This is a genomic window from Burkholderia sp. L27(2015) (assembly GCF_009765705.1).
Lineage (GTDB): Bacteria > Pseudomonadota > Gammaproteobacteria > Burkholderiales > Burkholderiaceae > LMUX01.
On the sequence record NZ_LMUX01000021.1, the window covers coordinates 859314 to 885347 of the forward strand.

A 26034-nucleotide genomic window follows, 5' to 3' on the forward strand; every position below is an offset into this window, starting at 1 on the left:
GGCGTTGCACCGCCGCCCAAGTTACAGAACAAGGCACTCATGCTTACCTTTCAGCAAATCATCCTGACGCTGCAATCCTACTGGGACGCACAAGGCTGCGCCCTTTTGCAGCCTTACGATATGGAAGTCGGCGCCGGTACGTCGCATACCGCCACCTTCCTGCGCGCGATCGGCCCCGAGCCGTGGCGCGCAGCCTATGTGCAACCGTCGCGGCGCCCCAAGGACGGCCGGTACGGCGAAAATCCGAACCGCATGCAGCACTACTATCAGTATCAGGTGGTGCTCAAACCCGCGCCGGAAAACATCCTGGAACTGTATCTGGGCTCGCTCAAGGCCTTAGGGCTCGATTTGCAGCAAAACGACGTGCGCTTTGTCGAGGACGATTGGGAAAATCCGACGCTGGGCGCCTGGGGCTTGGGCTGGGAAGTCTGGCTCAACGGTATGGAAGTCACCCAGTTCACTTACTTCCAGCAGGTGGGCGGCCTCGATTGCAAACCGGTGCTCGGCGAGATCACGTATGGCATCGAGCGGCTCGCGATGTACTTGCAGCGCGTCGAAAACGTCTATGACCTGATCTGGACCGAGTGGGAAGAAGACGGCGAGCGCCGTACGCTCACTTACGGCGACGTGTTCCATCAGAACGAGGTCGAACAATCCACGTATAACTTCGAACACTCGAATGCCGAGATGTTGTTCGGCTTTTTCGGCAACTACGAGAGCGAAGCCCGGCGCCTGATCGAAGCGCAACTCGCGTTGCCCGCGTACGAGATGATTCTGAAAGCCGCTCATACCTTCAACCTGCTCGACGCTCGCGGCGCCATTTCGGTCACGGAACGCGCGGCTTATATCGGCCGTATCCGCACGCTGTCGCGGCTGGTTGCGCAGGCTTACTACGACGCCCGTGAAAAACTCGGCTTCCCGATGTGCAGTGGGGTCCGTGCGCAGCGCAACGCCGCCGGCGTTGCTGCATGAGTCACATGAGTTACCGCATGCGTGGCTGCATAAGTTGCTGCATGAGTTACCGCGTGAGTGGCTGAATAAGTTGCTGCATAAGTTGCCGCCTGAGCGCCCCGAATTCTTATATCGATAAAGTAATGACTCAAGCCCATACCGCCCCGCTGCTGATCGAACTGCTGACCGAAGAGCTTCCGCCCAAGGCCCTCGCCCGGCTCGGCGATGCATTTGCGCAGGGCCTGTTCGATCGGCTCGCCAAAGCTGGCCTGGTCGAGCAGCATGCGCAGGCTGCGATGCAGCGTTATGCGACGCCGCGCCGCCTCGCCGTGCTGATCCCTGATGTACGCGCCACGGCGCCCACCAAACAGATGCGCGAAAAAGTGCTGCCGGTTTCGGTGGCGCTCGACGCCGGCGGTGCACCCACCGCGCCGCTGGCAAAAAAGCTTGCGGCGCTGGGTTTCCCCGACACGCGTGTCGATCAACTCGAACGTGCGCCTGATGGCAAGAGCGAGGCATTTTTCCTGAGCTACACCGCAGCCGGCGCAACACTACCCGAAGGTCTGCAGGCAGCGCTGGACGAAGCACTCGCCAAGCTGCCGATTCCGAAGCTGATGAGCTATCAGCGCCCGGACGGCACGCCGGTGCAGTTCGTGCGTCCCGCCCACAAGTTGATCGCGCTGCATGGCGTGGAGATTGTGCCGGTCACGGCCCTGGGCTTGAGCGCCGCACGCTCGACGCTGGGTCACCGTTTCTTGAGCAGCGGCGAGATCGACATCGCCGACGCCGCGAGCTATGACGCACAGTTGAACGCGGCCCACGTGCTGGCCGGCTATACCGCACGTCGCGAAACGATACGTGCCGCGTTGCTTGCGCTGGCCGGCGACGATCGTGTTGTCATGCCCGAATCGCTGCTCGATGAAGTGACCTCGCTGGTCGAATGGCCCGTGGTGTACGAGTGTCGCTTCGAAGACGCGTTCCTGGCGGTGCCGCAGGAATGCCTGATCCTGACGATGCAAACGAATCAGAAATATTTCGCGCTGACCGACGCACAGGGTAAGCTGCGCTCGCGCTTTCTCATCGTCTCCAACATCGCCACGCAAACGCCGGCCGATATCGTCGAAGGCAACCAGCGCGTGGTGCGTCCGCGTTTGGCCGACGCTAAATTCTTCTTCGAGCAGGATCAGAAGAAGACACTGGCCGAGCGCGTCCCCCTGCTGGCCAACGTGGTCTATCACAATAAACTGGGCTCGCAATTGCAACGTGTGGAACGGGTCGCCGGCATCGCTGCCGCACTCGCTCCATTGATCGGCGCTGACCCGGTGCTGGCCGAGCGCGCCGCGCGCCTGGCCAAAGCCGACCTGCTCACGGACATGGTCGGCGAATTCCCGGAACTGCAAGGCACGATGGGCACCTACTATGCGCGCCATGATGGCGAGCATGAGGACGTCGCGCTGGCCTGTTCCGAACACTATCTGCCGCGTTTTTCCGGCGATGCGCTACCCGTCACTGCGACCGGCACCGTTGTGGCGCTGGCCGACAAGCTCGAAACCTTGACCGGCATCTGGGGCATAGGGCTTGCGCCGACCGGCGAAAAAGATCCGTTCGCGTTGCGTCGTCATGCCTTGGGCGTGCTGCGCATCCTGGTCGAAAAAGCCCTGCCGCTCGATTTGCGGCAGATGCTGGAAATTGCCCAGGCACAGTTTGCGGGCGTGCCGGCCGTGAGCGACTCGAGCGCGGCATCGCTGAGCGCGTTGCTCACCTTCCTGGGCGAGCGCATGCGCGGCTTGCTGCGCGAGCGCGGCTTCAGCGCCAACGAAGTCGAGGCGGTGCTGAGCCAAAACCCGACCCGCGTCGATGACCTGATGCCCCGTCTGGAAGCGGTACGCGCGTTTGCCGCATTGCCCGAAGCCGCGGCATTGGCGGCCGCGAACAAACGTATTTCGAATATCCTGAAGAAGTCGGAAAGCGGCACGGACAGCGTGCAAGAAGATCTGCTGCGCGAACCCGCGGAGCAAGCGTTGTTCGAGCGCTTGCGCAGCGTCGTCGCGCCTGCCGTGCAACGTCATTTGCGCAGCGGCGACTACAGTCAGGCATTATCGATCCTGGCGCAATTGCGCGAAGCGGTCGACACGTTTTTCAACGACGTGATGGTCAACGCCGAGGATCTCCAGGTTCGCGCCAACCGCGTGGCCTTGTTGTCCGAGTTACACGCTCAAATGAATTGCGTGGCCGATATTTCGAAACTGGCCGCTTGATCCCCTTGACCGCACTTTATTCCGCTTAATCGCGCTCGATGCCGCTGTATGCAGAGCACAAAGCGCGCAAGGGCAGCAGGCTGAATAAGCAGGCTGAATAGCAAGCCTAGGAGACCGGATGAGTACGCTCAAGAAACTCGTGATTCTGGACCGCGACGGCGTGATCAACGCCGACTCGGCGGAGTTCATCAAAACGCCGGATGAATGGATTGCGTTACCTGGTAGCCTTGAAGCCATCGCACGCCTGAACCAAGGCGGTTACCGCGTGGTGGTGGCGTCGAACCAGTCCGGAATCGGACGCGGCCTGTTCGACATGAGTGCGCTCAATGCGATGCACACCAAGATGCATCGCGCTGCAGCAGCAGTCGGCGGGCGCATCGACGCGGTATTTTTCTGCCCGCACACGGCCCGCGATCAGTGCGACTGCCGTAAGCCTAAGCCGGGCCTGCTGCGTACCATCATGGAGCGCTTCGATATCGATGCGGCCGAGACACCGTTTGTCGGCGACGCGCAGCGCGATCTCGATGCCGGCGCGGCAGTGGGCTTGCAGCTGCATCTGGTGCTCACCGGCAAAGGGAAGAACACGCAGGCGGGCGGGAAGATGCCGCCAGGGGTATCGGTTCACAAGGATCTCTGGAGCTTTGCGCTCGATTTCCTTGGGCGTCAGATTTAGCTGCCATACTTGGCAAATAAAGCCCGATGAAAAAGCCCCGTGAATAAAGCCCATGCATCAGACCCATGTTTCAAGCCTATGTTTCATAGCCCAATGAGCAACATCGAATTCATGTCGCCGTTGTGCGGTAAGCACGATAAACACGGCGAGCATGCCCAGCACAAAGTGCGCAGCGTGCGCTTGCCGCGATCACTCTTTTCAGCCGTTCTTTTTTAGCCTCCCCATGCGCCTGCTCCGCTCTGCTTTGTTGATGTTGTATTTCGCCATATACACGGTGCCATACGGGACGATGTGCATACTTTGCTTCCCGCTTCTGAACGCGCATCGCCGCTACTGGATGGCCGCCTTCTGGTGTCGCTCGACGCTTCTGGCATTGCGCGTCATCAATGGCATCCGGTACGAGATCATCGGTTGGGAAAACCTGCCGGATGGCCCCGCGGTGTTGCTGTCGAAACATCAATCGGCGTGGGAAACGATTGCGTTTCCGGCGCTGATGCCCAGGCCACTTTGTTATGTGTTCAAGCGCGAACTGCTGTTCATCCCGTTCTTCGGTTGGACGCTGGGTCTGTTGAAAATGGTGCATATCGATCGCAAGCAAGGCAAGGACGCGTTCGGCTCGGTGATACGCCAGGGGCGCGAGCGGCTCGCGGATGGCTCATGGGTCATCATGTTCCCGGAAGGCACGCGCACGCCGGTCGGTCGTAGCGGCAAATACAAAACAGGCGGCGCGCGCTTTGCGATCGGCGCCAAAGCACCCGTCGTGCCGATCGCACACAACGCCGGGCGCGTGTGGCCGCGCAACGCATTCACAAAAAATCCCGGTATAGTCACTGTATCGATCGGGCCAGCGATAGATACCGACGGGCTAAGCCCCGATCAACTCAATACCCGAGTCGAAAAATGGATCGAAGCCGAGATGCGCCGCATCGATCCGTCGGCGTATTCCAGCGAAGCGGTTTCAGCGTAGCGGAACTGAGGTATCTGGGTTGACGTTTCCGGTTGGTGTATCGGGTTGGCGTATATCAAGTGGCAGCGATGTTGGACAAGCAAGTGGATCAAGCGATGGAGCGATTACGGGATGATCGATAGGCACAAGGCCGCAACGCGGCGACCCGCGATCCCAAGCTCGCGGATACGCCGGCCGAGCATGGCAGCGCGTCGGCGCGCGCCTGCTGCAGCGGCAGCCTTCGAGGATCAACAACTCGACTTGCCGCTATTCGACCATCCCGCCACGCCGTCGATACCCCCCGCCGCACCCGCGATGCCACCGCGCTCCGGACAGACAGGCGGCACGGGCGAGCGTCTGCGCACCCTGCAATTGGGCGCACGCCCACTGCAATATCGACTCAAGCGCTCGACGCGCCGCACGATAGGCTTTTCGATCGACAGCAGCGGCCTCGCCGTGACCGCCCCGCGATGGGTCACGCTGGCCGATATCGAGTCGGCCATCTCAGAAAAGCAGAAGTGGATTTTTGCCAAGCTTGCCGAATGGCAGAACCGCGTCGAACAACGTGCGCTGCCGCGCATCGTCTGGGGCGACGGCGCCGAATTGCCGTTTCTCGGCAAGACCATCCGGATTGCGCTGGAATCGGCCAGCGGCACGTTGCACTACGCAGCCGATAGCGCGCTGCTCGCACTGGGCTTACCGCTGCATGTGCAAACCCAGCAGATCAAGGACCGGGTGCAAGGCTGGCTGCAAACCGAGGCGATGCGCCTGTTCGTCGAGCGCCTCGACCTGTACGCCGTACGCCTGGGCGTGAGCTACCGCGCTTGTGCGTTGTCGTCGGCCGCGACCCGCTGGGGCAGTTGTTCCAGCGATGGCAAGATCCGCCTGAATTGGCGGTTGATCCATTTCCCGCTGACCATTATCGATTACGTGGTGGCGCACGAACTCGCGCACTTGCGCGAAATGAACCACGGTCCACGCTTCTGGCAAACCGTGGAATCGGTGTTCCCGGAATTTCGAGAGGCGCGTCAGACACTGCGCCAGCATCCGCCTGAGCTATTGCCGATACTCTGACGTCGAGATGTTCCGAATCGCCGGGTATGCCACCTAAATCCCCTCGTGGCGGTACAATTATTGTCCCGTTCATCTCGTAAGGCACCTCCCATGCGTCTTCTTCACACCATGTTACGAGTCGGCAATCTCGACCGGTCGCTCGCGTTCTATACCGAAGTGCTCGGGATGCAGTTGCTGCGCAAGCGCGACTATCCCGATGGCAAATTCACGCTCGCTTTCGTCGGCTACGGTCCGGAAGACGATACCGCCGTCATCGAATTGACTCATAACTGGGATCAGGACAGTTACGAGCTTGGCACCGCTTACGGCCATATTGCTCTCGAAGTGGACGACGCCTATAAAGCCTGCGAACTGGTCAAGCAAAAAGGCGGCAAGGTCGTACGCGAAGCCGGTCCGATGAAACACGGCACCACCGTGATCGCGTTCGTCGAAGACCCGGACGGCTACAAGATCGAGTTCGTTCAGCACTAAACCGCCTACTCTCCCCTACCTCGGCTCATGAGCACACTGACGGCATCGACCTCGCCGGAGCGCCGTGCTCTGGATACTTCGGCCATCCTTTTGATGATCGTGCTGTGCGCGCTTTGGGGCCTGCAACAGGTGGCCATCAAACGCGCCAATGCCGATCTCGCGCCAGTGTTTCAAGCGGGGCTGCGCTCCGCGATTGCTGCAGTGCTGGTGTTCGGCTGGACGCGGGTGCGCGGCGTGCGGCTGGGTCAAGCCGATCGCACCTTATGGCCCGGACTGGTCGCCGGGGTGTTATTCGCTGGGGAGTTTGTCTGCATTTTCCTGGGATTGGATCTGACCAGCGCGTCGCGCATGTCGGTGTTTCTCTACACGGCGCCCTGCTTCACTGCGCTGGGCTTGCACTGGTTCGTGCCCGGCGAGCGGCTCAGGCGAATACAGTGGCTGGGCATGGCGCTGGCGTTTGCAGGCATCGTGCTGGCGTTCGTGGACGGCTTTCTGAATGGCTCGACTGGCAGCCTGAGAACGCTGGGCGGCGATGCGCTGGGGGTGCTGGGCGGCGTTTGCTGGGCCGCCACGACCATCGTGGTGCGCGGCACGGCGCTCGCGCGCTGCAGCCCCAGCAAAGCGCTGCTCTACCAGTTGGCGGTGTCTGCTGTGATCTTGCTGGCGGTGGCGGCACTGAGTGGACCGGTGGTACTGCACACGATCGCGCCGCTCACGTGGATGAGCCTGGCCTATCAATCCGTGGTGATTGCGTTTATCAGCTACTTGGTGTGGTTCTGGCTGCTGACGCGTTATATCGCCTCACGACTATCAGTGTTCTCTTTTTTGACGCCGCTGTTTGGCGTCGCGCTCGGCGTGATCCTGTTGGGGGACCATTTCAGCGCCCAATTCGTCGTCGCGGCGCTGCTGGTGCTCAGTGGCATTGCGGTGGTCAACATGCGCGGCGGGGTTGGCAAACGGGCTTGATCCACGCGAGAGGTGTGCGCCTGAGCCGCACACCTCAGTCGCCCCTCGGTAGCCCCTTTAGTCAGCACCTCAGCCACACACATCTGAGCCGCGTGTAAGCCTCACGCGTGACCCGTGTGGATCACGCAGTCTTGGCCAATTGCTGCGCGAGCATCAGGTATTCAGCGACCGATACGTCCTCGGCTCGGCGCGTCAAATCGAAACCCAGCGCCTCGAAATCGATACGCGTGCGATACGTACCCAGCGTCGTGCGCAGCATCTTGCGACGCTGCGAGAAAGCGGCGGTGACCACCTCGCCCAATAGGCGCGGGTCGGCCTCGGTGCGTTCATGCGCGCGCAACGGAATCATCCTGACGATCGCGGAATCGACCTTGGGCGCCGGCTCGAACGATTCCGGCGGCACATGCAGCAGTTTGTCCATGGCATAACGCGACTGCAGCATGACCGACAAGCGCCCAAAATCCTTGGTGCCCGGTTCGGCCGTCATACGCTCGACCACTTCGTTTTGCAGCATGAAGTGTTGATCGATGACGAGTTCGCACGCCTGCATCAAATGGAACAGCAAGGGACTCGATATGTTGTACGGCAGATTGCCGACGATGCGCAGCGTCGGACCCGGTAAGGCGGCGTCCGCCAGCGTGGCGAAATCGTAGGCGAGTGCGTCGCCCGCATGCAATACGAGCTTGTCGCCAAACCGCGTTTGCAAGCGCCCGATCAAGTCTCGATCCAGTTCCACAGCGTGCAAGGTATCGAGACGCTCCAGCAGTGGCCCCGTCAACGCGCCCAGGCCCGGTCCAATCTCCACCATCCGATCAGCACGTGCCGGTGCAATGGTGTCGATGATGGCATCGATCACACCTTGGTCGACCAGGAAGTTCTGGCCGAAACGCTTGCGCGCGTAGTGTCCCTGATGCTGTCTGCTCTGCATGAAATCAACCTGAAAACGAAATAGGACCTGCGTCTGTATTACGACAAAACCACGCGAGCGCGCTGCCGAGCCATTCTGACTGCGCTGTCGATGGCTTCGATCATGCTGCCACAATCGGCGCGCCCGGAGCCCGCCAGATCGAGTGCGGTGCCATGATCGACCGAAGTGCGAATGATAGGAAGCCCGAGCGTAATATTGACGCCCGCGCCAAAGGTTGCGTATTTCAAAACCGGCAAACCCTGATCGTGAAACATCGCCAACACGCAATCGGCGTCTTGCAGGTAGCGCGGCTGAAAAAGCGTATCGGCCGGATACGGTCCGCGCGCATCGATACCGGCAGCCTGCGCCAGCTTCAGTGCCGGCTCTATCGTGTCGATTTCCTCACGGCCGAGATAACCATTCTCGCCTGCGTGTGGATTGAGCCCGGTGACTAATATGCGCGGCGCGGCCACGCCAAACCAATGCCGCAAATCGTGATCGATGATGCGTAGGGTATCGCTCAGGCTCGCTATCGTGAGCGCCGCCGGGACCGCCGCGAGCGGCAGATGGGTAGTCGCCAGCGCAACTCGCAGCGGCGTTTCGCCCGGGCCGCTGAGCATCATGACAACTCGAGGAGTGCCGGTACGTTCGGCGAGATATTCGGTATGCCCGGAAAATGGCACGCCGGCGTCGTTGATGGTGCTTTTCTGCAGTGGCGCAGTGACGATCGCATCAGCCTTGCCGGCCAGCGCCGCGTCGATAGCGGCATCGAGCAGCGCCAGAACGTAAAGGCCATTGGCCGCATCGAGTCGCCCCGCATGACAAGCCGCCTGCAGCGGCACATGTTGGATGCGAACCCTGCCGCTCCCCAACAACGCGGTCAAGTCGAGGCCTATCGCCGTCGCCCGCTGCGCCAGCATATCGGCGTCGCCGAGTATCGCAAAATTGACGTTCGACCACAGCGTGCCCGCCGTGGGCAGGGTGGCAGCGGGCGCACCGGCAGTGGGCGTACCGGACGCCGACGTGCCCATCATCTCGCCGCGCAAGCCTTGCTGCAGCGCCTGCAACGTCAGTTCGGGGCCGACTCCGGCGGGTTCGCCCGTGGTCAGCACAAGCTCGATCGCGCCACTCGGTGCACCGACCGTTTCATGCTGTGTGCTCATCACGCCCCCTCATCGACTGCTAGCTCCTGCCCGACTCAACCCGATCTCGGCGATGACAGCTGGCGCTTACCGGACAAAGCCGTCGCCACGGTCAGCACTTCGGGCAAAGTCAGGTCAGGCCGGCCCGTAGCCCGGCTTGTACTGAATATACGAGTTATCGCGCAACTCACGCAGCCAGTCCGAATAGGCCTGGGCTGCCTTGCGCGAACCAATCACCTGACGCGCGTTGTCCTGCTGCTGACTGGTCGAACCTTCGACCGTACGGCGCTCAACCACCAGGATCAAGTGATAGCCGAACTCGGTGCGTACCGGGTCGCTGACCTGGCCGGGTTTGAGCTGGTTCATCGCCCGTTCGAATTCCGGCACCGTTTCACCCGGGCTGATCCAGCCGAGATCACCGCCTTGCGACGCAGAACCATCTTGCGAATACGATTTCGCGAACGAGGAGAAATCGCCGCCTTGGTCGATCTGGCGTTTGATGTCCTGTATCTTCTGCAGCACTTGTCCTTCAGGCGCACCGTCGCCCACGCGCAGCAGAATATGCTCCACGTGAGTCTGGACGATCTTCATTGCGTTGCCGGAGGGACCGGTCGACGGACGGCGCTCGATCAGCTTGATGATCTGCAGGCCATGTGCGGTACGCACAGGCGTGGACGCGACTTCGTCAGGGCGCATTTTCGAGACGAGGCTCGCATAGCCTTCTGGAAGGCTATCCGGCGACTTGAAACCAAGATCGCCACCTTTGGCCGCGTCGGCATCCTGGGAATACTCCTTGACCAGCTTGCCGAAATCCCGGCCATCATTGGCCTCTTTGATGATCTTCTGTGCTTTGTCCTGCGCCGCAACCAGGTCGGCCGGCGTCGCATTGTCGGGCACCGAAATCAGCAAGTGTTGAATGTGCACATCGTTGCTTGAATTGATGCCGGGGCCGCCATGGGTAGCCAGGTAATTCGCGACCTCCGCATCGGACACGGTGATCTTGCCATCGACTTCTTTCTGCCGCACTTTGTCGAGCAGCAGCTCATTGCGCGCATCGGCGGTAAACAAAGACCAGGGCACCCCTTGCGCCTCGATGCGCGACTGATAGATCGGCAAGGACATGTTGTTGGTCGCCGCCAGACGCTCCAGCGTGCGTTGCACTGACGCGTCGTCCACCGACAGATCATCGTCTTTGGCGCGCTGCAACTGGATGCGCTCCAGAATCATCTGGTCGAGCACCTGCGATTGCAACTGGGTGGCATCGGGGATCGGCGCCCTTTCCTGCTGCAGCCGATTCAAGACCAGGCCCACACGCTGGTCGAGCTCACGCTTGGTCACGACGTCGGCATTCACGATCGCTACGATCTGGTCGACCGCATCGATCGGGCCCGAAGCCGCTACAGCCGGTTGTGCCCCACTCGAAGGCAGCGCTTGCGCACCGGCGTTGGTCGCGAGTAGACATGACGCGGCAAGCAGCGTGGCGCCGCCCAAGAGGCGACTCGATAAGGTGGTCCAGCGAAACTTTTTCATATTTATCCGCAAAAACTCAATCAATTCCATGGCAGCAACGCCCCTTCACTTAGGGATAGTTCGAAAAGCGCGATAGCGCCGGCGGCGATCCCGGCAAGTTTTGATAACCCTGTACGCCATTGGCAAACGTTTGAATCAGACCATTGTCAAGCTTGGACAATCCTTTGAGCTGCAATTGCGCCAACACACGCGTGCCGGACGACGTCGTTCCGACGGTGGTGAAACCGTTGGAATACCGTTGTATGCCCATCCCGAACGCCCAGCAATCCGCGTCATATTGAAAACCGAGCACGCCGTCGACAATCTGCTTTGCAGTGATATCGTAATCGAGACGAGCCACTGCATAGAGATGTTCCGTGATTGGCCACTGCGTGGAAATCAACCCCTGGTTGACCGGTTGGTTATCGATCGTGCTGTTGGCGCGATTGTACCGGTATGACACGTTCAAGACTTTGCGATCGCCCGGATTCCAGGCAACACCCGCTACTGAGCGTATCAACAAATTCTGGCTGTTGCTGTAGTCCACCGCCGATTCGGTCGAGATGCCTGCGCCCCAGCGAAATTGGGCTCCCGCGATCACGTCCGCGCGATCGATAGACGTGGGCGTTACCTGCGCCGCAGTCTCCAGAGTCACCGTTTGCGGTCTGAAAAAATATTGCTGCGCAAACAGGAAGCGAGCCCGCTCGTCGCCCGATGCGGCGTTAATAAACCGTGAGGTCAGGCCAATCACTACACGACTCTGATCGGCCACTCGGTCACCGCCGACAAACGTATTAGGGGCGAACACTTCGGCGATCCCAAAATCGGTATCCGCCGTGTCAAAAATGGGAATGTTGTTCTGATTGACGAACGGCGTGTAGACGTAGTAGATCCGCGGTTCAAGCGTCTGGATATAGTCCGCTCCAAAGATCGTGACCGAGCGCTCGAAGTTCATGCCGGTGTCGAGGCTAAACGTCGGGATCGCCACACTAGGATCCCGATTCTGCCCCGGTGCCACCGTTGACGGAATGCTGGTCAGGTTGTATGACGCCAAGTGCGCCTGAATTTTTGGAATCACGTAGTAATCCGATGTCATGATCGGATAGCTGACGTACGGGTTTACATAAAGCCGCGAGCCTTGATACGAATCGGCCGTCGCGATCCGGAAGTTGCTCGCATCCGCTTCAACGCCATAGTCGAAGCCCGCAACATTGTATTTCGTGTACTTGACGTTCAATTGCGGTTCGCGCTCATAAGGCGCCCCGCCCTGATCCGCCGGAAGCACTTGCCAATGCTGAACGTCTGCCAGAATTGACCACGGCCCCTGATTATATGTAATGCCGACGGACTGATCATAAATATACGAAAGCGCCTGCGAGAAAGTCGTGCTCGACCCCAGGTCCTGGGGATAGGTGCCGTCCGATACACGGTTGTAATCGATGTAGGCCCTGAAGCCATCACCTAAATCCTGATTGTGCTTAAAATAAACTGCATAGCGGTCGGTATGGGTAATCCGGTCGTTCGGTAGGAACTCCCCCGTGAAGCTGCCGGAATAGTCCGATCCCAGATACCGATACGTACCCGCTAATTGTTCCCCGCGCTTGGACAATATGCGCGGATACACAGTCAAATCTTTATTCGGCGCGATATTGAAGTAATACGGCGTAATGAGATCAAAGCCGCCGCTGGTGCTGCTGCCGAACGTCGGCGGCAAGATACCGCTGTGGCGCGCGTCGTCGGTCGGAAACATAAGGTATGGGCTGGCAAAAATCGGCACGCCCTGAAAAAACACCACGGCATTGCGCGCATAACCTTCGTTCTCGGCGCTATCCAGATCGAGCTTGCTCGCTTCGATATACCAAGCCGGCTTGACCGGCGGGAGCTTGCCATCGGGACCCGGCACCGTGCTCGCTTCATTCGCCGGATTCACGCATTTGCAGGCCGTGTAATACGCCTGCATGAAGCGCGTCGTGTCCGGATCGAGCAAATCGACCTGGTTCGCATGACCGGAACCGCCGCTCGCATTGAAGTAGTAGTGCGGCGTGGCCATGTAACCCTGATTCGAGTCTATCGTCAGGTGCGCCTCGGGACCGACAAAGCTGTTGCCGTTGTTAGTCACCCGGACATGGCCATACGCGTCGGTCTTGTCCGTATCGGTGTCATACAGGATCTTGTCGCCCTTGACGACCATCACGCCATGTCGCAGTTCGGCGTGCCCCTCGACTTTCTGATTCTGATCGGCAGTTCCCGACAGGTAATCGCCTATCGTAAACGTTGCCGGCGTATCGCCGGGCTGCAGCAGATGATCTTCCAACTGCGGCGAGAGTCTCAAGCCCCATGGAATATCGAGTTGCACCGGTTGAGCCGCGTCGCCGACGAGTTGCGCGTAGGCAAATTCGGGCGCGCCGACACCGATCGCGAGCAATGCGGCGAACAACGGCGAGAAACGCAAAGGCAAGCGCCGCGACGAACGCAGCGCGCGCGCCCGGCCGTCTGGCATCGTGCCCCGGGTCACAGCCGATCTCGGTCGGTAATTCAATCTGAACGGCATGAATGCATTAGGGCTGGCCACCCCGGCATTGAAACGCGAGCCTGCAGGCTCGCGGACCAACCGGATGAGGTATCGTGAATCGGGCTATCAATTAGGCTATACCTCAGGCTATGCCCCGGGTTATAGCCCGGGGCATAATTCGGGCTATAACCCGGCTTGTTCATTGGTGTGACCATCGTTCTGCGAATTGGCGTCTGACACAGTTAGGCCACCATTTACAGGGGCGCACGGTAGATAGTCGGTCCAGCTTGTTTCCCGGCCGTTCCCCACTGCTTAATCGGGAGCGTCCGGCGAGTCGTGGGGTATTATATGGCAAGACGTTTGCCTTCTCGACATTCATTGCCCCGCCTATGCCAATCCGCGCCGCCGAGCTGCGATCCGACCTGCGCCTCAATCAACTCCATCAGTGGCTGGCCGGCTTGGCTACACGCCACGGGCTGGATCCCGATTCGCTGCAATCTGCATCGGCCGATGCCAGTGCGCGTCGCTATTTCAGGGTGGCCGCGCCGAGCCAAGCTTGCGGGTCGCTGATCGTAATGGACGCGCCACCGCCCGAAAAGTGCCGTGAATTTGCCCAGGTCGCGGCCTTGATGACGACCGCCGGACTCCACGTACCGCACATTCTGGCGAGCGACTTCGATCAGGGCTTCATGCTGCTTAGCGACCTCGGAAGCACGGTCTATCTGGACGTCATCAACGAATCGAACGCACAGCCGATGATGCTCGCGGCTCTGGACAGCGCAATTACTTGGCAGCAGGCCTCGCGCCCGGACGTTCTGCCGGTCTACGACGAAGCGCTGCTGCGCCGCGAAATGGGTCTGTTTCCCGAATGGTATCTGGGACGGCATCTGGGGCAAGATGTGAACGACCCGAAGCTGCAGGCCACGCTGGAAAGCGTCTTTGCGCCGCTCGTGCGCAGTGCGTTGGCCCAGCCGCAGGTGTTCGTGCACCGCGATTTCATGCCACGCAACCTGATGGTGGCCACGCCCCAGCCCGGTGTGCTCGACTTCCAGGATGCGGTGTACGGCCCGATCGCCTATGACGTGGTGTCGCTGTTTCGCGACGCCTTCGTCAGTTGGGATGAGGCGCTCGAACTCGACTGCGTGGCGCGCTATTGGGAGCGCGCACGCAAAGCCGGCTTGCCGGTACGCGATGATTTCGCGGAGTTCTACCGCGAATACGAATGGATGGGCCTGCAGCGTCATCTGAAGGTACTCGGCATTTTTGCGCGCCTCTGGTATCGCGACCGCAAGCCGCGCTATCTGGCGGACACGCCGCGCTTTACCGCCTATGCGCGTAAAGTCGCGCTTCGGTATCGCGAACTGGCGCCGCTCGCGCGCTTGCTCGATCAAATCGAAGGTCGCGTCGCCGAAGTCGGCTACACCTTCTGAGGCACGCATGAATTTCGCCCCTGAAGCCCCGATCGCAATGATCTTTGCCGCTGGCCGCGGCGAGCGCATGCGCCCGCTCACCGATCACCGGCCCAAGCCGCTGCTCGAAGCGGGTGGCAAAGCCCTGATCGTCCGGCAGATCGAGGCACTGGCACGAGCCGGCTTTAGCCGCATCGTGATCAATCATGCGTGGCTGGGCGAGCAGTTCGCCGCTGTACTCGGCGATGGTTCGCGCTGGGGTGTGCGCCTGTCGTTCTCGCCTGAGACCGAGGCTCTCGAAACCGCGGGCGGCATCGCGCACGCACGGCCTTTGCTCGAAGCCGGCGGCATGCCGCGCGCGTTCGTCGGCGTGGCCGGCGATATCGTCACCGACTACGACTATCGCGGCTTGCTGCCCCGGCTCGATCAGTTCGAGCAGCAGATCGCTGCGGGCCAACCGCCGCGCATGCATCTGATTATGGTGCCCAATCCGCCTTATCACGCTGAAGGCGATTTCGTGCTCGACCACGGACAATTGTCGATGGCGGGAGCGACGGCGCGCCTCACCTTTGGAAGCATCGGCATCTACGACACGCGCATGTTTCACGGCTTGCCAGCAGGCACGAAAAAAGCGCTGACCCCGTACTTCCGGGAGACCATCGCCGCAGGTCTCGCCAGCGGCGAGCTGTACGAAGGTCGCTGGGAAAATATCGGCACGCCTGATCAACTGCAGGCACTGGACCTCGCGCTGCGACAGCCACAATACTGACGCCGCAATACTGAATCCGGCCACTGCCCGCGACCGCGGCCCGCATCCACTGACGGCAAATACGCCCCCCTCATCATGACGAATTCCCCTATCGCTGAACTGACAGTGGCTACGTTCGATGCCGCCATTTATCGTGGCCGGCGTGAGCACCTGATTGCGCAAATGCGTGCCGCCGGCGGTGGCGTCGCGATCATCGCGACAGCGCCCGAGCGTATGCGCAATGCCGATGCGGATTATCCGTATCGGCACGACAGCTCGTTCTACTACTTGAGCGGCTTCACCGAACCCGAAGCGCTGCTGGTGATCGATGCTCGCACGCCCACGGGCGCGAGCACGCTGTTTTGCCGCGTCAAGGACGCCGAGCGTGAAACCTGGGAGGGCCTGCGCTACGGGCCCGAGGCCGCGCGCGAGCAATTCGGCTTCGATGCCGCGCACCCCTTCGATAGCGTGAACGAACATCTGCCGCAGCTATTGGCCGGCGCGCCCACCGTGTTCTACGCGTTCGGCGCGGTACCCGCATTCGACGTGATGGTGCAAGGATGGATCGATCGGGTTCGCGCGCAACGGCGTGCCGGCGTCACCGCGCCGGCACAGCTCAGCGATGTGCGTGTGCTGCTCGATGAAATGCGCGTCGTCAAAGACGATTACGAACTCGCCGTGATGCGCCGCGCAGCGCAAATTTCCGCGCGAGCCCACGTGCGTGCCATGCACGCTTGCCGGCCCGGCATGCGCGAATACGAACTCGAAGCCGAGCTGCTTTACGAGTTCCGGCGCCAAGGCGCCCAAGCGCCCGCCTACGGCTCGATCGTCGCGGCCGGTGCCAACGCCTGCATCCTGCATTACCCGGCAGGCCGCACCATTGCGCGCGATGGCGACCTGATCCTGATCGACGCCGCATGCGAGTTGGACGGCTATGCATCGGACATCACCCGCACCTTCCCGGCCAATGGCACGTTTTCGGGACCGCAACGCGAGCTCTATGAAATCGTACTCGCCGCGCAGCATGCTGCGGTGGCGGCGACCAAGCCGGGCGCCCGTTTCGATGATCCGCACAATGCCGCGGTCAAGGTACTGGCCCAGGGAATACGCGACACCGGCTTGCTCGATGGCGACCAGCATGGCACCGTGGATGACATCATCGAAAGTCGCGCTTACAGCCGCTTCTATATGCACCGCACCGGTCACTGGCTCGGCATGGATGTGCACGATTGCGGCAGCTACCGCGACGCCGCCGCGCTCGCGACGGCACAGGATTCAGAGGCAAATTCGGCGTCGCGTTCGGCAGCAGGTTCAGTCTTGAACTCGCTGCCGCCAACTTCCACACCTGCCTCGCCTACCCCGGCGGCGCCCTCGCGCGTGCTGCAGGCGAATATGGTGCTGACCATCGAACCGGGCTTGTACGTGCGCGCCGCCGACGACATCCCCCAACGTTACTGGGGCATCGGCATACGCATCGAGGACGATGCCATCGTTACGGCGTCGGGCTGTGAATTGATCACGCGCGAGGTTCCGGTCGAAGTCGCGCAGATCGAAGCGCTGATGCGCCATGTTTGAGCGTGGCGCAGCCGTCATGACAGTCACTGCAACCCACGTTGAGTCGAACGTCCCCGCCGCCGCAGTCGATGCCCCGGCCGTGCATCCCGAAACAGGGGCCACGGCCGCATTCGACCCACCCTTGCGTGTCGATGTCGCTATTGTGGGCGCCGGGCCGGTCGGATTGGCGCTGGCCGGCTGGCTCATGCGCCGCGGCGCGACGCGCGCGTTGTCGGTGGCGCTGATCGATGCCCGCGACGCCTCGCAAACACCGCACGCCGCGAACGCCGATCCGCGCGCGATGGCGCTTTCGCATGGCAGCCGCATGCTGCTCGAAACCTTGGGCTGGCCAGTCGATGCGACGCCGATCCGCCACATTCATATTTCGCAGCGTGGCCATTTCGGCCGCACCCAGATCGATTACGACGAACACGACTTGCCTGCACTGGGCTATGTCGTGCGATACGGTCAATTGGTCGCGAGTCTGGCCGCAGCGCTGCGCGACACGCCGGTGCAATGGCTGACGAACACTACGGCACAACTCGTGCAACAGGATGCGAACAGCGCGACGCTCGCGCTCGAACGGGACGGTGTGCGCCGCGAACTCCATGCGAGTGTCGTGATCAATGCCGAAGGCGGCGTCTATCGCGGATCGAACGGATCGAACGGATCGAACGGATCGAGCACATCGGGCGCATCGACTACATCGAGCGCATTGGGCACATCGGCGGCAGCGGCGACAGACAGCCTGCGATCTCCCTCGCGGATAAGCGGCGCCGCGCCGCGCAATCGCGATTACCAGCAAAGCGCATTGGTCGCGACAGTCCGCGTAGCCCGGCCCCGCGCCAACTTCGCGTGGGAGCGTTTTACATCTGAAGGACCGCTGGCCTTATTGCCGCTAAGCCATGCAAGCGCGGCAGGCGTCGGCCTGCATCAGGACGAGTTCTCCCTGGTCTGGTGCGGTCGCCCCGAAGCCTCGCGCGAGCGTGCGGCACTGCCGGATGCCGAATTCTTGATCGCACTGCACCATGCGTTCGGCGATCGCATGGGCGCCTTCACGCAGGTCAGCGGTCGTTCCATGTTCCCACTGGGCCTGCACGCATTGACCCAACTCACTTCGGGTCGGATCGTCGCGATCGGCAACGCGGCTCAAACGCTGCATCCGGTCGCTGGACAGGGTCTGAACCTCGGCCTGCGCGACGCACATGCGCTGGTCGAAGCGCTGGGACAATATGGCGCCACCGTTGATGCTCTGCACCATTTCGCCCGCAGTCGGGCTGCGGACCGTCGCCTGACGATAGCGGCCACCGACACGCTGGCACGCTTGTTCACGGTCGATCTGGCGCCCGTTGTGACGCTGCGCGGATGCGCGCTCGCCGCACTCGATTTCGTACCCGCAGCCAAGCGCATCCTGGCGCGGCAGATGATGTTCGGGCAAAGACGCTAAGCGCCAGCCGTGTGCAACCGGCTCGGTAGAACTGAAAAGGCGGGTTATTTAACCAAATCGAACCTGATCCCGGCCCACATTGAAACTGAGATTGAAACCACGGTGAAAACTTAGGTTGAGATGCAGGTTAAAATGCGGGTTAAAATATCGGTTAAATTTTGCGGGTAATTCCTGCTTCGATTAAGTTCCGTCGCGGTTAAGTTCCAATTAATATCCCAATTTGGCCGATTTCGATTTGACCGATTTCGAGTTGACCGATTTACGGCCGGCTTATGTGCTGCATGATGCACGCGAAGCACCTGACGCAAACCGCACCCTTGCGTCACTGCGGGCCCTCTCTGCCTGGCGAACCCGAGCCGCCTTGTAAAACCCAAACTCAGGACCGCGATCCATTATTTATGCCCAGCATTGGTCGTCATATTTTGCGCAACAACTTGTTCGTCGCTCCGATGGCCGGAGTGACAGATAGGCCATTCCGTCAATTGTGCAAACGACTGGGCGCGGGCTATGCCGTATCCGAGATGGTGGCGTCCAATGCGCAGCTTTGGAATAGCGCGAAGACCATGCGGCGCGCCGATCACACCGGAGAAGTCGAGCCGATCGCCGTACAGATTGCCGGCGCCGACCCGCAGATGCTGGCAGAAGCTGCACGTTACAACGTCGATAACGGCGCCCAGATCATCGATATCAATATGGGTTGCCCGGCCAAGAAAGTGTGCAATCTCGCGGCTGGCTCGGCGCTATTGCAAAACGAGCCGCTCGTCACACGCATCCTCGAAGCCGTGGTGCGCGCCGTCGGCGTGGGACCCGACGCGGTTCCCGTCACGCTCAAGATTCGTACCGGTTGGGATCGCGATCACAAGAATGCGCTGCGCATCGCCGCTATCGCTCAAGCAAGCGGCATCGCGATGCTCACGGTGCACGGCCGCACGCGCGCCGATTTGTACAAGGGCGACGCCGAGTATGAAACGATCGCCGCAGTCAAGGCCGCCGTGGCTATCCCGGTGGTCGCCAACGGCGACATCGACACGCCCGAGAAAGCGCGCGCGGTGCTGGCCGCGACCGGCGCGGACGCACTGATGATAGGCCGCGCGGCGCAAGGCCGGCCCTGGTTATTTCGCGAAATCGAGCATTTCCTGCGTACCGGCACGCATCTAAGCGCGCCGCGTGTCGACGAAATCCAGCAGATCATGAACCATCATTTGCAAGACCACTACGCGTTTTATGGTGAATTCACCGGTGTGCGCACTGCGCGCAAGCACATCGGCTGGTACACTCGCGGACTCGCCGGCGCACAAGCGTTCCGGCACCGGATGAATACGCTGGACACGACCGACGCGCAACTCGCTGCGGTCAATGCATTTTTTGATGCGCAAAAAGCTTTCTCCGACCGGCTCACTTATGTTGATGACGATTCTCACGATTCGAACCTTTCATCTACACCCAACCGACTAGCAGCATGAGCAAGCACAACATCGAACAATGCGTCCGTGAAAGTCTGGAAAATTATTTCCGTGATCTCGACGGCTCACAGCCCCACGATATCTACGATATGGTGATCTCATGCGCCGAGAAACCGATGCTTGAGATCGTGCTCGCCAACGCCGGGGGCAACCAGTCGCTCGCGTCCGAGTACCTGGGCATCAATCGCAATACCTTGCGCAAAAAGCTGCAGCAGCACGGCTTGCTGTAAATCCGAACCCTGTCTGTGACGCTCAGGCGTTCGCAGGCGCTACTCCTTCACCGCCATGATCAAGCAAGCGCTCATTTCAGTTTCCGATAAAACCGGGATCGTCGAATTCGCTCAGGCACTCGCCGGACTCGGCGTCCAGCTGTTGTCGACCGGCGGCACCGCCAAACTACTCGCGGAAAAAGGCCTGGCCGTGACCGAAGTCGCGGATTACACCGGCTTTCCGGAAATGCTCGATGGCCGAGTCAAGACCTTGCATCCGAAAGTGCATGGCGGCATTCTCGCGCGTCGCGACTTGCCCGAGCACATGGCCGCACTCGCCAAACACGACATCCCGACGATCGACCTGCTGGTAGTCAATCTCTACCCGTTTCGCGAGACGATTGCGCGCCCGCAATGCTCGCTCGAAGAAGCGATCGAGAATATCGATATCGGCGGCCCAACCATGCTGCGCTCGGCGGCAAAAAATCATTGCGACGTGACCGTCGTGGTGGACCCGGCCGATTACGCCGTGGTGCTCGACGAGATGCGCGCCAACCAGAATCAGGTCGGCTATCCGACCAATTTCCGGCTCGCTACCAAGGTGTTCGCTCATACCGCGCAATACGACGGCGCGATCACCAATTATCTGACGAGCCTGGGCGAAGATTTGCAGCACACCTCGCGCAGCCCGTATCCGGCAACACTGAACCTTGCGTTCGAAAAAGTGCAGGACCTGCGCTACGGCGAGAATCCGCACCAGGGCGCGGCGTTCTACCGCGACCTCGCGGCGCCCGTGGGTGCGCTGGCCAATTACGTGCAGTTGCAAGGCAAAGAACTGTCGTACAACAACATCGCCGACGCGGACGCGGCCTGGGAATGCATCAAGACATTCGATGCGTCGGCCTGCGTCATCGTCAAACATGCAAACCCGTGCGGCGTAGCACTGGGCGCGACGGCGGCCGAAGCTTACGCCAAGGCGTTCCAGACCGATCCGACTTCGGCGTTCGGCGGCATCATCGCCTTCAACCGGGAAGTGGACGAAGCTGCGGCCCAGGCAGTCGCCAAGCAGTTCGTCGAGGTGTTGATCGCACCGTCATTCACGGCGGGCGCGAAACAGGTTCTGGCTGCCAAGCAGAACGTGCGCGTGCTGCAAATCGAGTTGGGCGACACGGCCACCGCCGTGAATGCGTTCGACATGAAGCGCGTCGGCGGCGGACTGTTGCTGCAGTCGCCTGATGCGAAAAACGTCCAACCGTCGGAGTTGCGTGTGGTGAGCAAGCGCGCACCGACCGCGAAGGAAATGGAAGACATGCTGTTCGCCTGGCGCGTCGCAAAATTCGTCAAATCGAATGCAATCGTGTTCTGCGGCAATGGCATGACGCTCGGGGTGGGAGCGGGTCAGATGAGCCGCGTGGACTCTGCGCGCATCGCCAGTATCAAGGCGCAGAATGCGGGCCTGAGTTTGAGCGGATCGGCCGTCGCGTCAGACGCGTTCTTCCCGTTTCGCGACGGCCTCGACGTGGTGGTGGCGGCAGGCGCGACCTGCGTGATCCAACCCGGTGGTTCGGTGCGCGACGATGAAGTGATCGCCGCGGCCGACGAACAGAACATTGCGATGATCGTGACGGGAACGCGCCATTTCCGCCACTAAACACGGACACTGACCCGGGGCACCAACCCCGGGCACTCAGCTCGCGCATCGGCCTCAAGTACTTAATTCAGCACCCAACCGCGCTCTCGGACGACCGCTTGCGAACATGTTCTCCACAACGCTGAATCCTCACGTGTCGAAAGCGCAGCAATACGACGAATTGCTGGCGCAAGCGCGTTCGCTCACGAGCGACGAGACCGATCGCATCGCCAATGCCGCAAACTTTGCGGCGCTTGTGTATCACTCCTTGGCCGATCTTAATTGGGCCGGGTTCTACTTTTTCGATGGCGCCGAGCTGGTCGTCGGCCCGTTTCAGGGCAAACCGGCTTGCGTGCGCATCGCGCTGGGCAAGGGCGTGTGCGGGACCGCGGCGCAAACTCGACAGACACACGTCGTGCCGGACGTTCATGCATTCGCCGGGCATATCGCCTGCGACTCCGCCTCGCAATCCGAAATCGTCGTGCCGCTGGTGGCCGACGACGGCAGTCTAGTGGGAGTTTGGGACGTCGACAGCCCCTCGCTCAACCGCTTCGACGCGGAAGATGCCAAGGGCATGGAAGCGCTCTGCACGCTGTTCATGGCGTTGGCGTGGAAGGGCTCGCGTTAGAGCGCATCGCTGCCATCCATTTTATTCATGTCAGAATAAAGGCTCATCTTCACGCATAGGGCCGCGATGAATTTAAATCACCTGGCGATCTTCCACGCTGTTGCGCTGACCGGCGGCGTCGGCACGGGCGCGGCACGGCTGCATATAAGCCAATCGGCCGTATCCAAGCAGCTCGCCGATTTCGAAAATCATCTCGGCGCGACCTTGTTCGACCGGCTACCGCGCGGTGTGCGCTTGACCGAAGCGGGCAAGCTGCTGCTCGGTTACGCGAACCGGATTTTCTCGCTGGAAACCGAGGCCGAGCAAGTGCTTGGCGATCTCCATGCACTACGGCGCGGCCGTGTTTCCATTGGCGCCAGTCGCACGATAGGGGGTTATTTGCTGCCGACGATACTGGCGCAATTCAACCGTCTGCACCCGGACATCGAATTAACGCTGGAGGTCGCCAATACCGCAGCGATTCAAACCATGCTGATCGATGGCGCGATCGACGTCGGTTTCACCGAAGGCCTGAGCCGTTCGGAAGCGCTCGAATTCAGCGTGATGGCGGAAGATGAATTGGTGCTGATCGCCGCGCCCGGGGCGGATATTGCGCTGGCGCCCGTGGACACAAAAATAACTGCGGGCACAGCGGCCAAGAAATCCGCGCGTGTACAGGCAAATGCGCGGGCGACCACACGGGCAAACGCGCCGCCAAGCGCCTCGGTGCGTGCAACCACCCTTAAGCCAGCCGGTGCGATAGCCGTGAGCGCATTGCATGGCTTGCCGCTGCTCATGCGCGAACCCGGGTCCGGCACCCGCGCGGTAATGGAACAGGCACTCGCCACGCATGGCGTCGTGCCGCGCTCGGCGATGACACTGGCCAGTACCGAGGCGATCAAGCGCATGGTCGCCGCCGGCATGGGCTACGCGTTTGTTTCGGCGCTCGCGGTCAGTACCGAAGTGCAAGCGGGCCTGCTGACCATCGTTCCGGTCAAGGGCCTGCGCATACGCCGTCCGCTACATCGGTTGGAACTCAAAGGCAGTTGGACCAGCCCTGCGGTTACCGCTTTTCTGCAGTTCATGTGTCAAAATGCGGATAGTCACCGCGTCTCGCGCGCCCCTACCCCTTAGTTTGCCCAACCTGAGCGTTTGCCCTGCGGCCTCATGAGAATTCTCGGTATAGACCCCGGCTTGCGTGTGATGGGATTCGGCATCATCGAGCAACATGGCTCGCAGCTCGGCTATATCGCCAGCGGCGTGATCAAGACGGCAGACGCCGATTTGCCGCACCGGCTAGGGACGCTGTTCGAAGGGATCTCGACGCTGGTGCGCGAATACGCGCCCGACCAATCGGCCATCGAAAAAGTCTTCGTCAACGTCAATCCGCAATCCACGCTACTGCTCGGACAAGCGCGCGGTGCGGCAATCTGTGCGCTGGTGGCAGGCGGCTTGCCGGTCGCTGAATATACGGCCTTGCAATTGAAGCAGGCGGTGGTGGGCTACGGTCGCGCCACCAAAGAACAAATGCAGGAAATGGTGATGCGCTTGCTCAAGCTTTCGGGCAGGCCCGGCACCGACGCGGCCGATGCGCTGGGCATGGCGATTTGTCACGCCCACGCGGGTGTCGCCGTGAAAGCCCTTGGCGGGCTGGCGCCTTCGCTGGCGAAAAAAGGTTTGCGCGTGCGGCGCGGGCGGCTGGTCGGTTAGGTTTGCGTGTGCGACGCCAGTGACTTCCCTTGTCTTCATTAACGGATGAACCGATATGATCGGACGAATTGCCGGCGTTTTGCTGGAAAAAAACCCACCGCGGCTGCTGGTCGATTGCGGCGGCGTCGGCTACGAAATCGATGTGCCGATGAGTACGTTTTATAACCTGCCGGCCATAGGCGAACGTGTCGCACTGCTTACGCAATTGATCGTGCGTGAGGATGCTCACCTGCTGTTCGGCTTTGGCAGCGTCGACGAACGCATGACGTTTCGCGAGTTGCTCAAGATTACCGGCGTCGGTGCGCGCATGGCGCTCGCGGTGCTCTCGGGCATGAGTGTCAACGAGCTGGGGCAGGCGGTCACGCTGCAAGACGCCGCGCGCCTGACCCGCGTGCCCGGCATCGGCAAGAAAACCGCCGAGCGCCTGCTGCTCGAACTCAAGGGCAAGATAGGCGCAGACCTCGGGGTGGCCGGCGGCATCGCGGCAGCGCCAGACCATGCGAGTGACATCCTGCATGCGCTGCTGGCGCTCGGCTACTCCGAAAAAGAAGCGCTGCTTGCGGTTAAGAGCGTGCCCGCCGGTTCCGGGGTATCGGACGGGATCCGGCTGGCGCTGAAGGCTTTGTCCAAGGGATAACAAGCCACGAGACCACCGGTGGGACGGCGATGGCACCGATAAGCGCGACGCGGCATTATTCACCTTTGCCTTGTCTGCTCGCACGGTCGACCTAAGCGGTACAATCGAACCATGATAGAAACCGAAAAACTTGGCGCCGAGCGTATTATCGCTGCCACGCCGACTTCGCCTAACGAAGAGGTCTTCGAGCGCGCGCTGCGTCCGAAGCAGCTCGACGAGTACGTCGGGCAGGAAAAGATACGCGGTCAGTTGGAGATTTTTATCGAAGCGGCCCGGCGCCGTTCCGAAGCGCTCGACCACGTGCTGCTGTTCGGCCCCCCTGGGTTGGGAAAGACGACGCTCGCGCACATCATCGCGCGTGAAATGGGCGTCAACCTGCGCCAGACGTCCGGCCCCGTGCTCGAACGGGCCGGCGATCTGGCCGCGCTGCTGACCAATCTCGAAGCCAACGACGTCTTGTTCATCGACGAGATCCATAGGCTTTCTCCCGTCGTCGAGGAAATTCTGTATCCGGCGCTCGAGGACTATCAAATCGACATCATGATCGGCGAAGGTCCGGCGGCGCGTAGCGTCAAGCTCGATTTGCAGCCGTTCACCCTAGTGGGTGCAACCACCCGCGCCGGGATGCTGACCAACCCGTTGCGCGACCGCTTCGGCATTGTGGCGCGGCTTGAGTTCTACTCTGCGACCGAGCTGGCCCGTATCGTGCACCGATCGGCCGATCTGCTGGGCGCACAAATTGGCGACGATGGCGCAATGGAAATCGCCAAGCGCTCGCGCGGCACGCCGCGTATCGCCAATCGCTTGCTGCGACGCGTACGTGACTTTGCCGAGGTCAAGGCCGATGGCCGCATTACCGCCGCTGTTGCCGACGCCGCGCTGGCTATGCTCGATGTCGATGCGGTCGGCTTTGACGTCATGGATCGCAAGTTGCTCGAGGCGATCCTGCATAAATTCGATGGCGGACCGGTCGGAGTCGACAACCTCGCGGCGGCGATCGGCGAAGAACGCGACACGATCGAAGATGTGTTGGAGCCGTTCCTGATTCAGCAGGGTTTCTTGCAACGCACACCACGCGGGCGCGTCGCGACTTTGCTCGCTTATCGGCATTTCGGGTTGGCTGCCCCCGACACCGGACCCATACGCGACATGTGGGACGCGGCCAGCTAAGCCGATACGCGCTCACACATCTCCATCCGATATGGCCTCCC

The 26034-nt window shown here is 61.1% G+C and carries 23 protein-coding genes; 19 read left to right on the plus strand and 4 right to left on the minus strand.

All coding sequences use genetic code 11. The features are described 5' to 3' along the window. Nucleotides 1–39: 39 nt before the first annotated feature. From glyQ to GSQ77_RS22275, 7 genes are all read left to right on the plus strand, one after another. Complete coding sequence (glyQ, locus tag GSQ77_RS22245; protein ID WP_158904908.1) at nt 40–972, plus strand: glycine--tRNA ligase subunit alpha; 933 nt, start codon at nt 40–42, stop codon at nt 970–972. A 122-nt stretch (nt 973–1094) separates the two neighbouring features. Further along, nucleotides 1095–3209, plus strand: coding sequence for a glycine--tRNA ligase subunit beta (glyS, locus tag GSQ77_RS22250; RefSeq protein WP_158904909.1), 2115 nt, complete (start codon nt 1095–1097; stop codon nt 3207–3209). A 118-nt stretch (nt 3210–3327) separates the two neighbouring features. After that, nucleotides 3328–3882, plus strand: coding sequence for a D-glycero-beta-D-manno-heptose 1,7-bisphosphate 7-phosphatase (gmhB, locus tag GSQ77_RS22255; RefSeq protein ID WP_158904910.1), 555 nt, complete (start codon nt 3328–3330; stop codon nt 3880–3882). A 223-nt stretch (nt 3883–4105) separates the two neighbouring features. Continuing rightward, a complete protein-coding gene (locus tag GSQ77_RS22260; RefSeq protein WP_158904911.1) occupies nt 4106–4849 on the plus strand; it encodes a 1-acyl-sn-glycerol-3-phosphate acyltransferase in 744 nt (247 codons plus the stop codon). A 180-nt stretch (nt 4850–5029) separates the two neighbouring features. After that, entirely contained in the window at nt 5030–5902 is an 873-nt protein-coding gene (locus GSQ77_RS22265; protein ID WP_158904912.1) for a M48 family metallopeptidase, read from the plus strand. Nucleotides 5903–5992: 90 nt separating this feature from the next. Beyond that, nucleotides 5993–6373: a lactoylglutathione lyase gene (gene gloA / locus GSQ77_RS22270; protein ID WP_158904913.1), complete on the plus strand. Its 381-nt coding sequence runs from the start codon at nt 5993–5995 to the stop codon at nt 6371–6373. A gap of 27 nt (nt 6374–6400) precedes the next feature. After that, nucleotides 6401–7339 carry a DMT family transporter gene (locus GSQ77_RS22275; RefSeq protein ID WP_158904914.1) on the plus strand — a complete coding sequence of 313 codons (939 nt, stop codon included), beginning with the start codon at nt 6401–6403 and terminating at the stop codon, nt 7337–7339. A gap of 121 nt (nt 7340–7460) precedes the next feature. Here GSQ77_RS22275 and rsmA read toward each other — a convergent pair whose 3' ends face one another. From rsmA to GSQ77_RS22295, 4 genes are all read right to left on the minus strand, one after another. After that, nucleotides 7461–8267, minus strand: coding sequence for a 16S rRNA (adenine(1518)-N(6)/adenine(1519)-N(6))-dimethyltransferase RsmA (gene rsmA / locus GSQ77_RS22280; protein ID WP_158904915.1), 807 nt, complete (start codon nt 8265–8267; stop codon nt 7461–7463). 38 nt (nt 8268–8305) lie between these two features. After that, on the minus strand, nt 8306–9409 hold the full coding sequence (pdxA, locus tag GSQ77_RS22285; protein WP_158904916.1) for a 4-hydroxythreonine-4-phosphate dehydrogenase PdxA: 1104 nt from the start codon (nt 9407–9409) through the stop codon (nt 8306–8308). Nucleotides 9410–9523: 114 nt separating this feature from the next. Continuing rightward, nucleotides 9524–10918, minus strand: coding sequence for a peptidylprolyl isomerase (locus GSQ77_RS22290; RefSeq protein ID WP_158904917.1), 1395 nt, complete (start codon nt 10916–10918; stop codon nt 9524–9526). Between the two features lie 49 nt (nt 10919–10967). Continuing rightward, nucleotides 10968–13412, minus strand: a complete 2445-nt coding sequence (locus tag GSQ77_RS22295) for an LPS-assembly protein LptD (protein WP_254067739.1) — start codon at nt 13410–13412, stop codon at nt 10968–10970. Nucleotides 13413–13798: 386 nt separating this feature from the next. Between GSQ77_RS22295 and GSQ77_RS22300 the strand changes: the two genes are divergently transcribed. The 12 genes from GSQ77_RS22300 (at nt 13799) to ruvB (ending at nt 25993) form a co-directional block, all read left to right on the plus strand. Next, nucleotides 13799–14839, plus strand: a complete 1041-nt coding sequence (locus GSQ77_RS22300; protein ID WP_158904918.1) for an aminoglycoside phosphotransferase family protein — start codon at nt 13799–13801, stop codon at nt 14837–14839. Between the two features lie 7 nt (nt 14840–14846). Next, nucleotides 14847–15587, plus strand: a complete 741-nt coding sequence (murU, locus tag GSQ77_RS22305) for an N-acetylmuramate alpha-1-phosphate uridylyltransferase MurU (RefSeq protein WP_254067740.1) — start codon at nt 14847–14849, stop codon at nt 15585–15587. A 75-nt stretch (nt 15588–15662) separates the two neighbouring features. After that, nucleotides 15663–17141: an aminopeptidase P N-terminal domain-containing protein gene (locus GSQ77_RS22310; protein ID WP_158904920.1), complete on the plus strand. Its 1479-nt coding sequence runs from the start codon at nt 15663–15665 to the stop codon at nt 17139–17141. A gap of 16 nt (nt 17142–17157) precedes the next feature. Then, nucleotides 17158–18567 carry a UbiH/UbiF/VisC/COQ6 family ubiquinone biosynthesis hydroxylase gene (locus tag GSQ77_RS22315; RefSeq protein WP_158904922.1) on the plus strand — a complete coding sequence of 470 codons (1410 nt, stop codon included), beginning with the start codon at nt 17158–17160 and terminating at the stop codon, nt 18565–18567. 398 nt (nt 18568–18965) lie between these two features. Next, nucleotides 18966–20030: a tRNA dihydrouridine synthase DusB gene (gene dusB / locus GSQ77_RS22320; RefSeq protein ID WP_158904924.1), complete on the plus strand. Its 1065-nt coding sequence runs from the start codon at nt 18966–18968 to the stop codon at nt 20028–20030. Next, nucleotides 20027–20260, plus strand: coding sequence for a Fis family transcriptional regulator (locus tag GSQ77_RS22325; RefSeq protein WP_158904926.1), 234 nt, complete (start codon nt 20027–20029; stop codon nt 20258–20260). Before dusB ends, GSQ77_RS22325 begins: the two co-directional genes overlap by 4 nt. 55 nt (nt 20261–20315) lie before the next feature. Continuing rightward, nucleotides 20316–21890, plus strand: coding sequence for a bifunctional phosphoribosylaminoimidazolecarboxamide formyltransferase/IMP cyclohydrolase (gene purH / locus GSQ77_RS22330; RefSeq protein ID WP_158904928.1), 1575 nt, complete (start codon nt 20316–20318; stop codon nt 21888–21890). Nucleotides 21891–21996: 106 nt separating this feature from the next. Next, nucleotides 21997–22497 (plus strand): GAF domain-containing protein, encoded by a 501-nt coding sequence (locus GSQ77_RS22335; RefSeq protein WP_158904930.1) that lies wholly within the window; start codon nt 21997–21999, stop codon nt 22495–22497. Between the two features lie 66 nt (nt 22498–22563). Then, the gene (locus GSQ77_RS22340; RefSeq protein WP_158904932.1) at nt 22564–23610 is read left to right on the plus strand and encodes a LysR family transcriptional regulator; all 1047 of its coding nucleotides are present in this window, start codon (nt 22564–22566) and stop codon (nt 23608–23610) included. Between the two features lie 33 nt (nt 23611–23643). After that, entirely contained in the window at nt 23644–24186 is a 543-nt protein-coding gene (gene ruvC / locus GSQ77_RS22345; RefSeq protein ID WP_158904934.1) for a crossover junction endodeoxyribonuclease RuvC, read from the plus strand. Between the two features lie 55 nt (nt 24187–24241). Beyond that, nucleotides 24242–24823 carry a Holliday junction branch migration protein RuvA gene (ruvA, locus tag GSQ77_RS22350; RefSeq protein WP_158904936.1) on the plus strand — a complete coding sequence of 194 codons (582 nt, stop codon included), beginning with the start codon at nt 24242–24244 and terminating at the stop codon, nt 24821–24823. Nucleotides 24824–24934: 111 nt separating this feature from the next. Then, nucleotides 24935–25993 (plus strand): Holliday junction branch migration DNA helicase RuvB, encoded by a 1059-nt coding sequence (gene ruvB / locus GSQ77_RS22355; RefSeq protein WP_158904938.1) that lies wholly within the window; start codon nt 24935–24937, stop codon nt 25991–25993. Nucleotides 25994–26034: the final 41 nt, after the last annotated feature.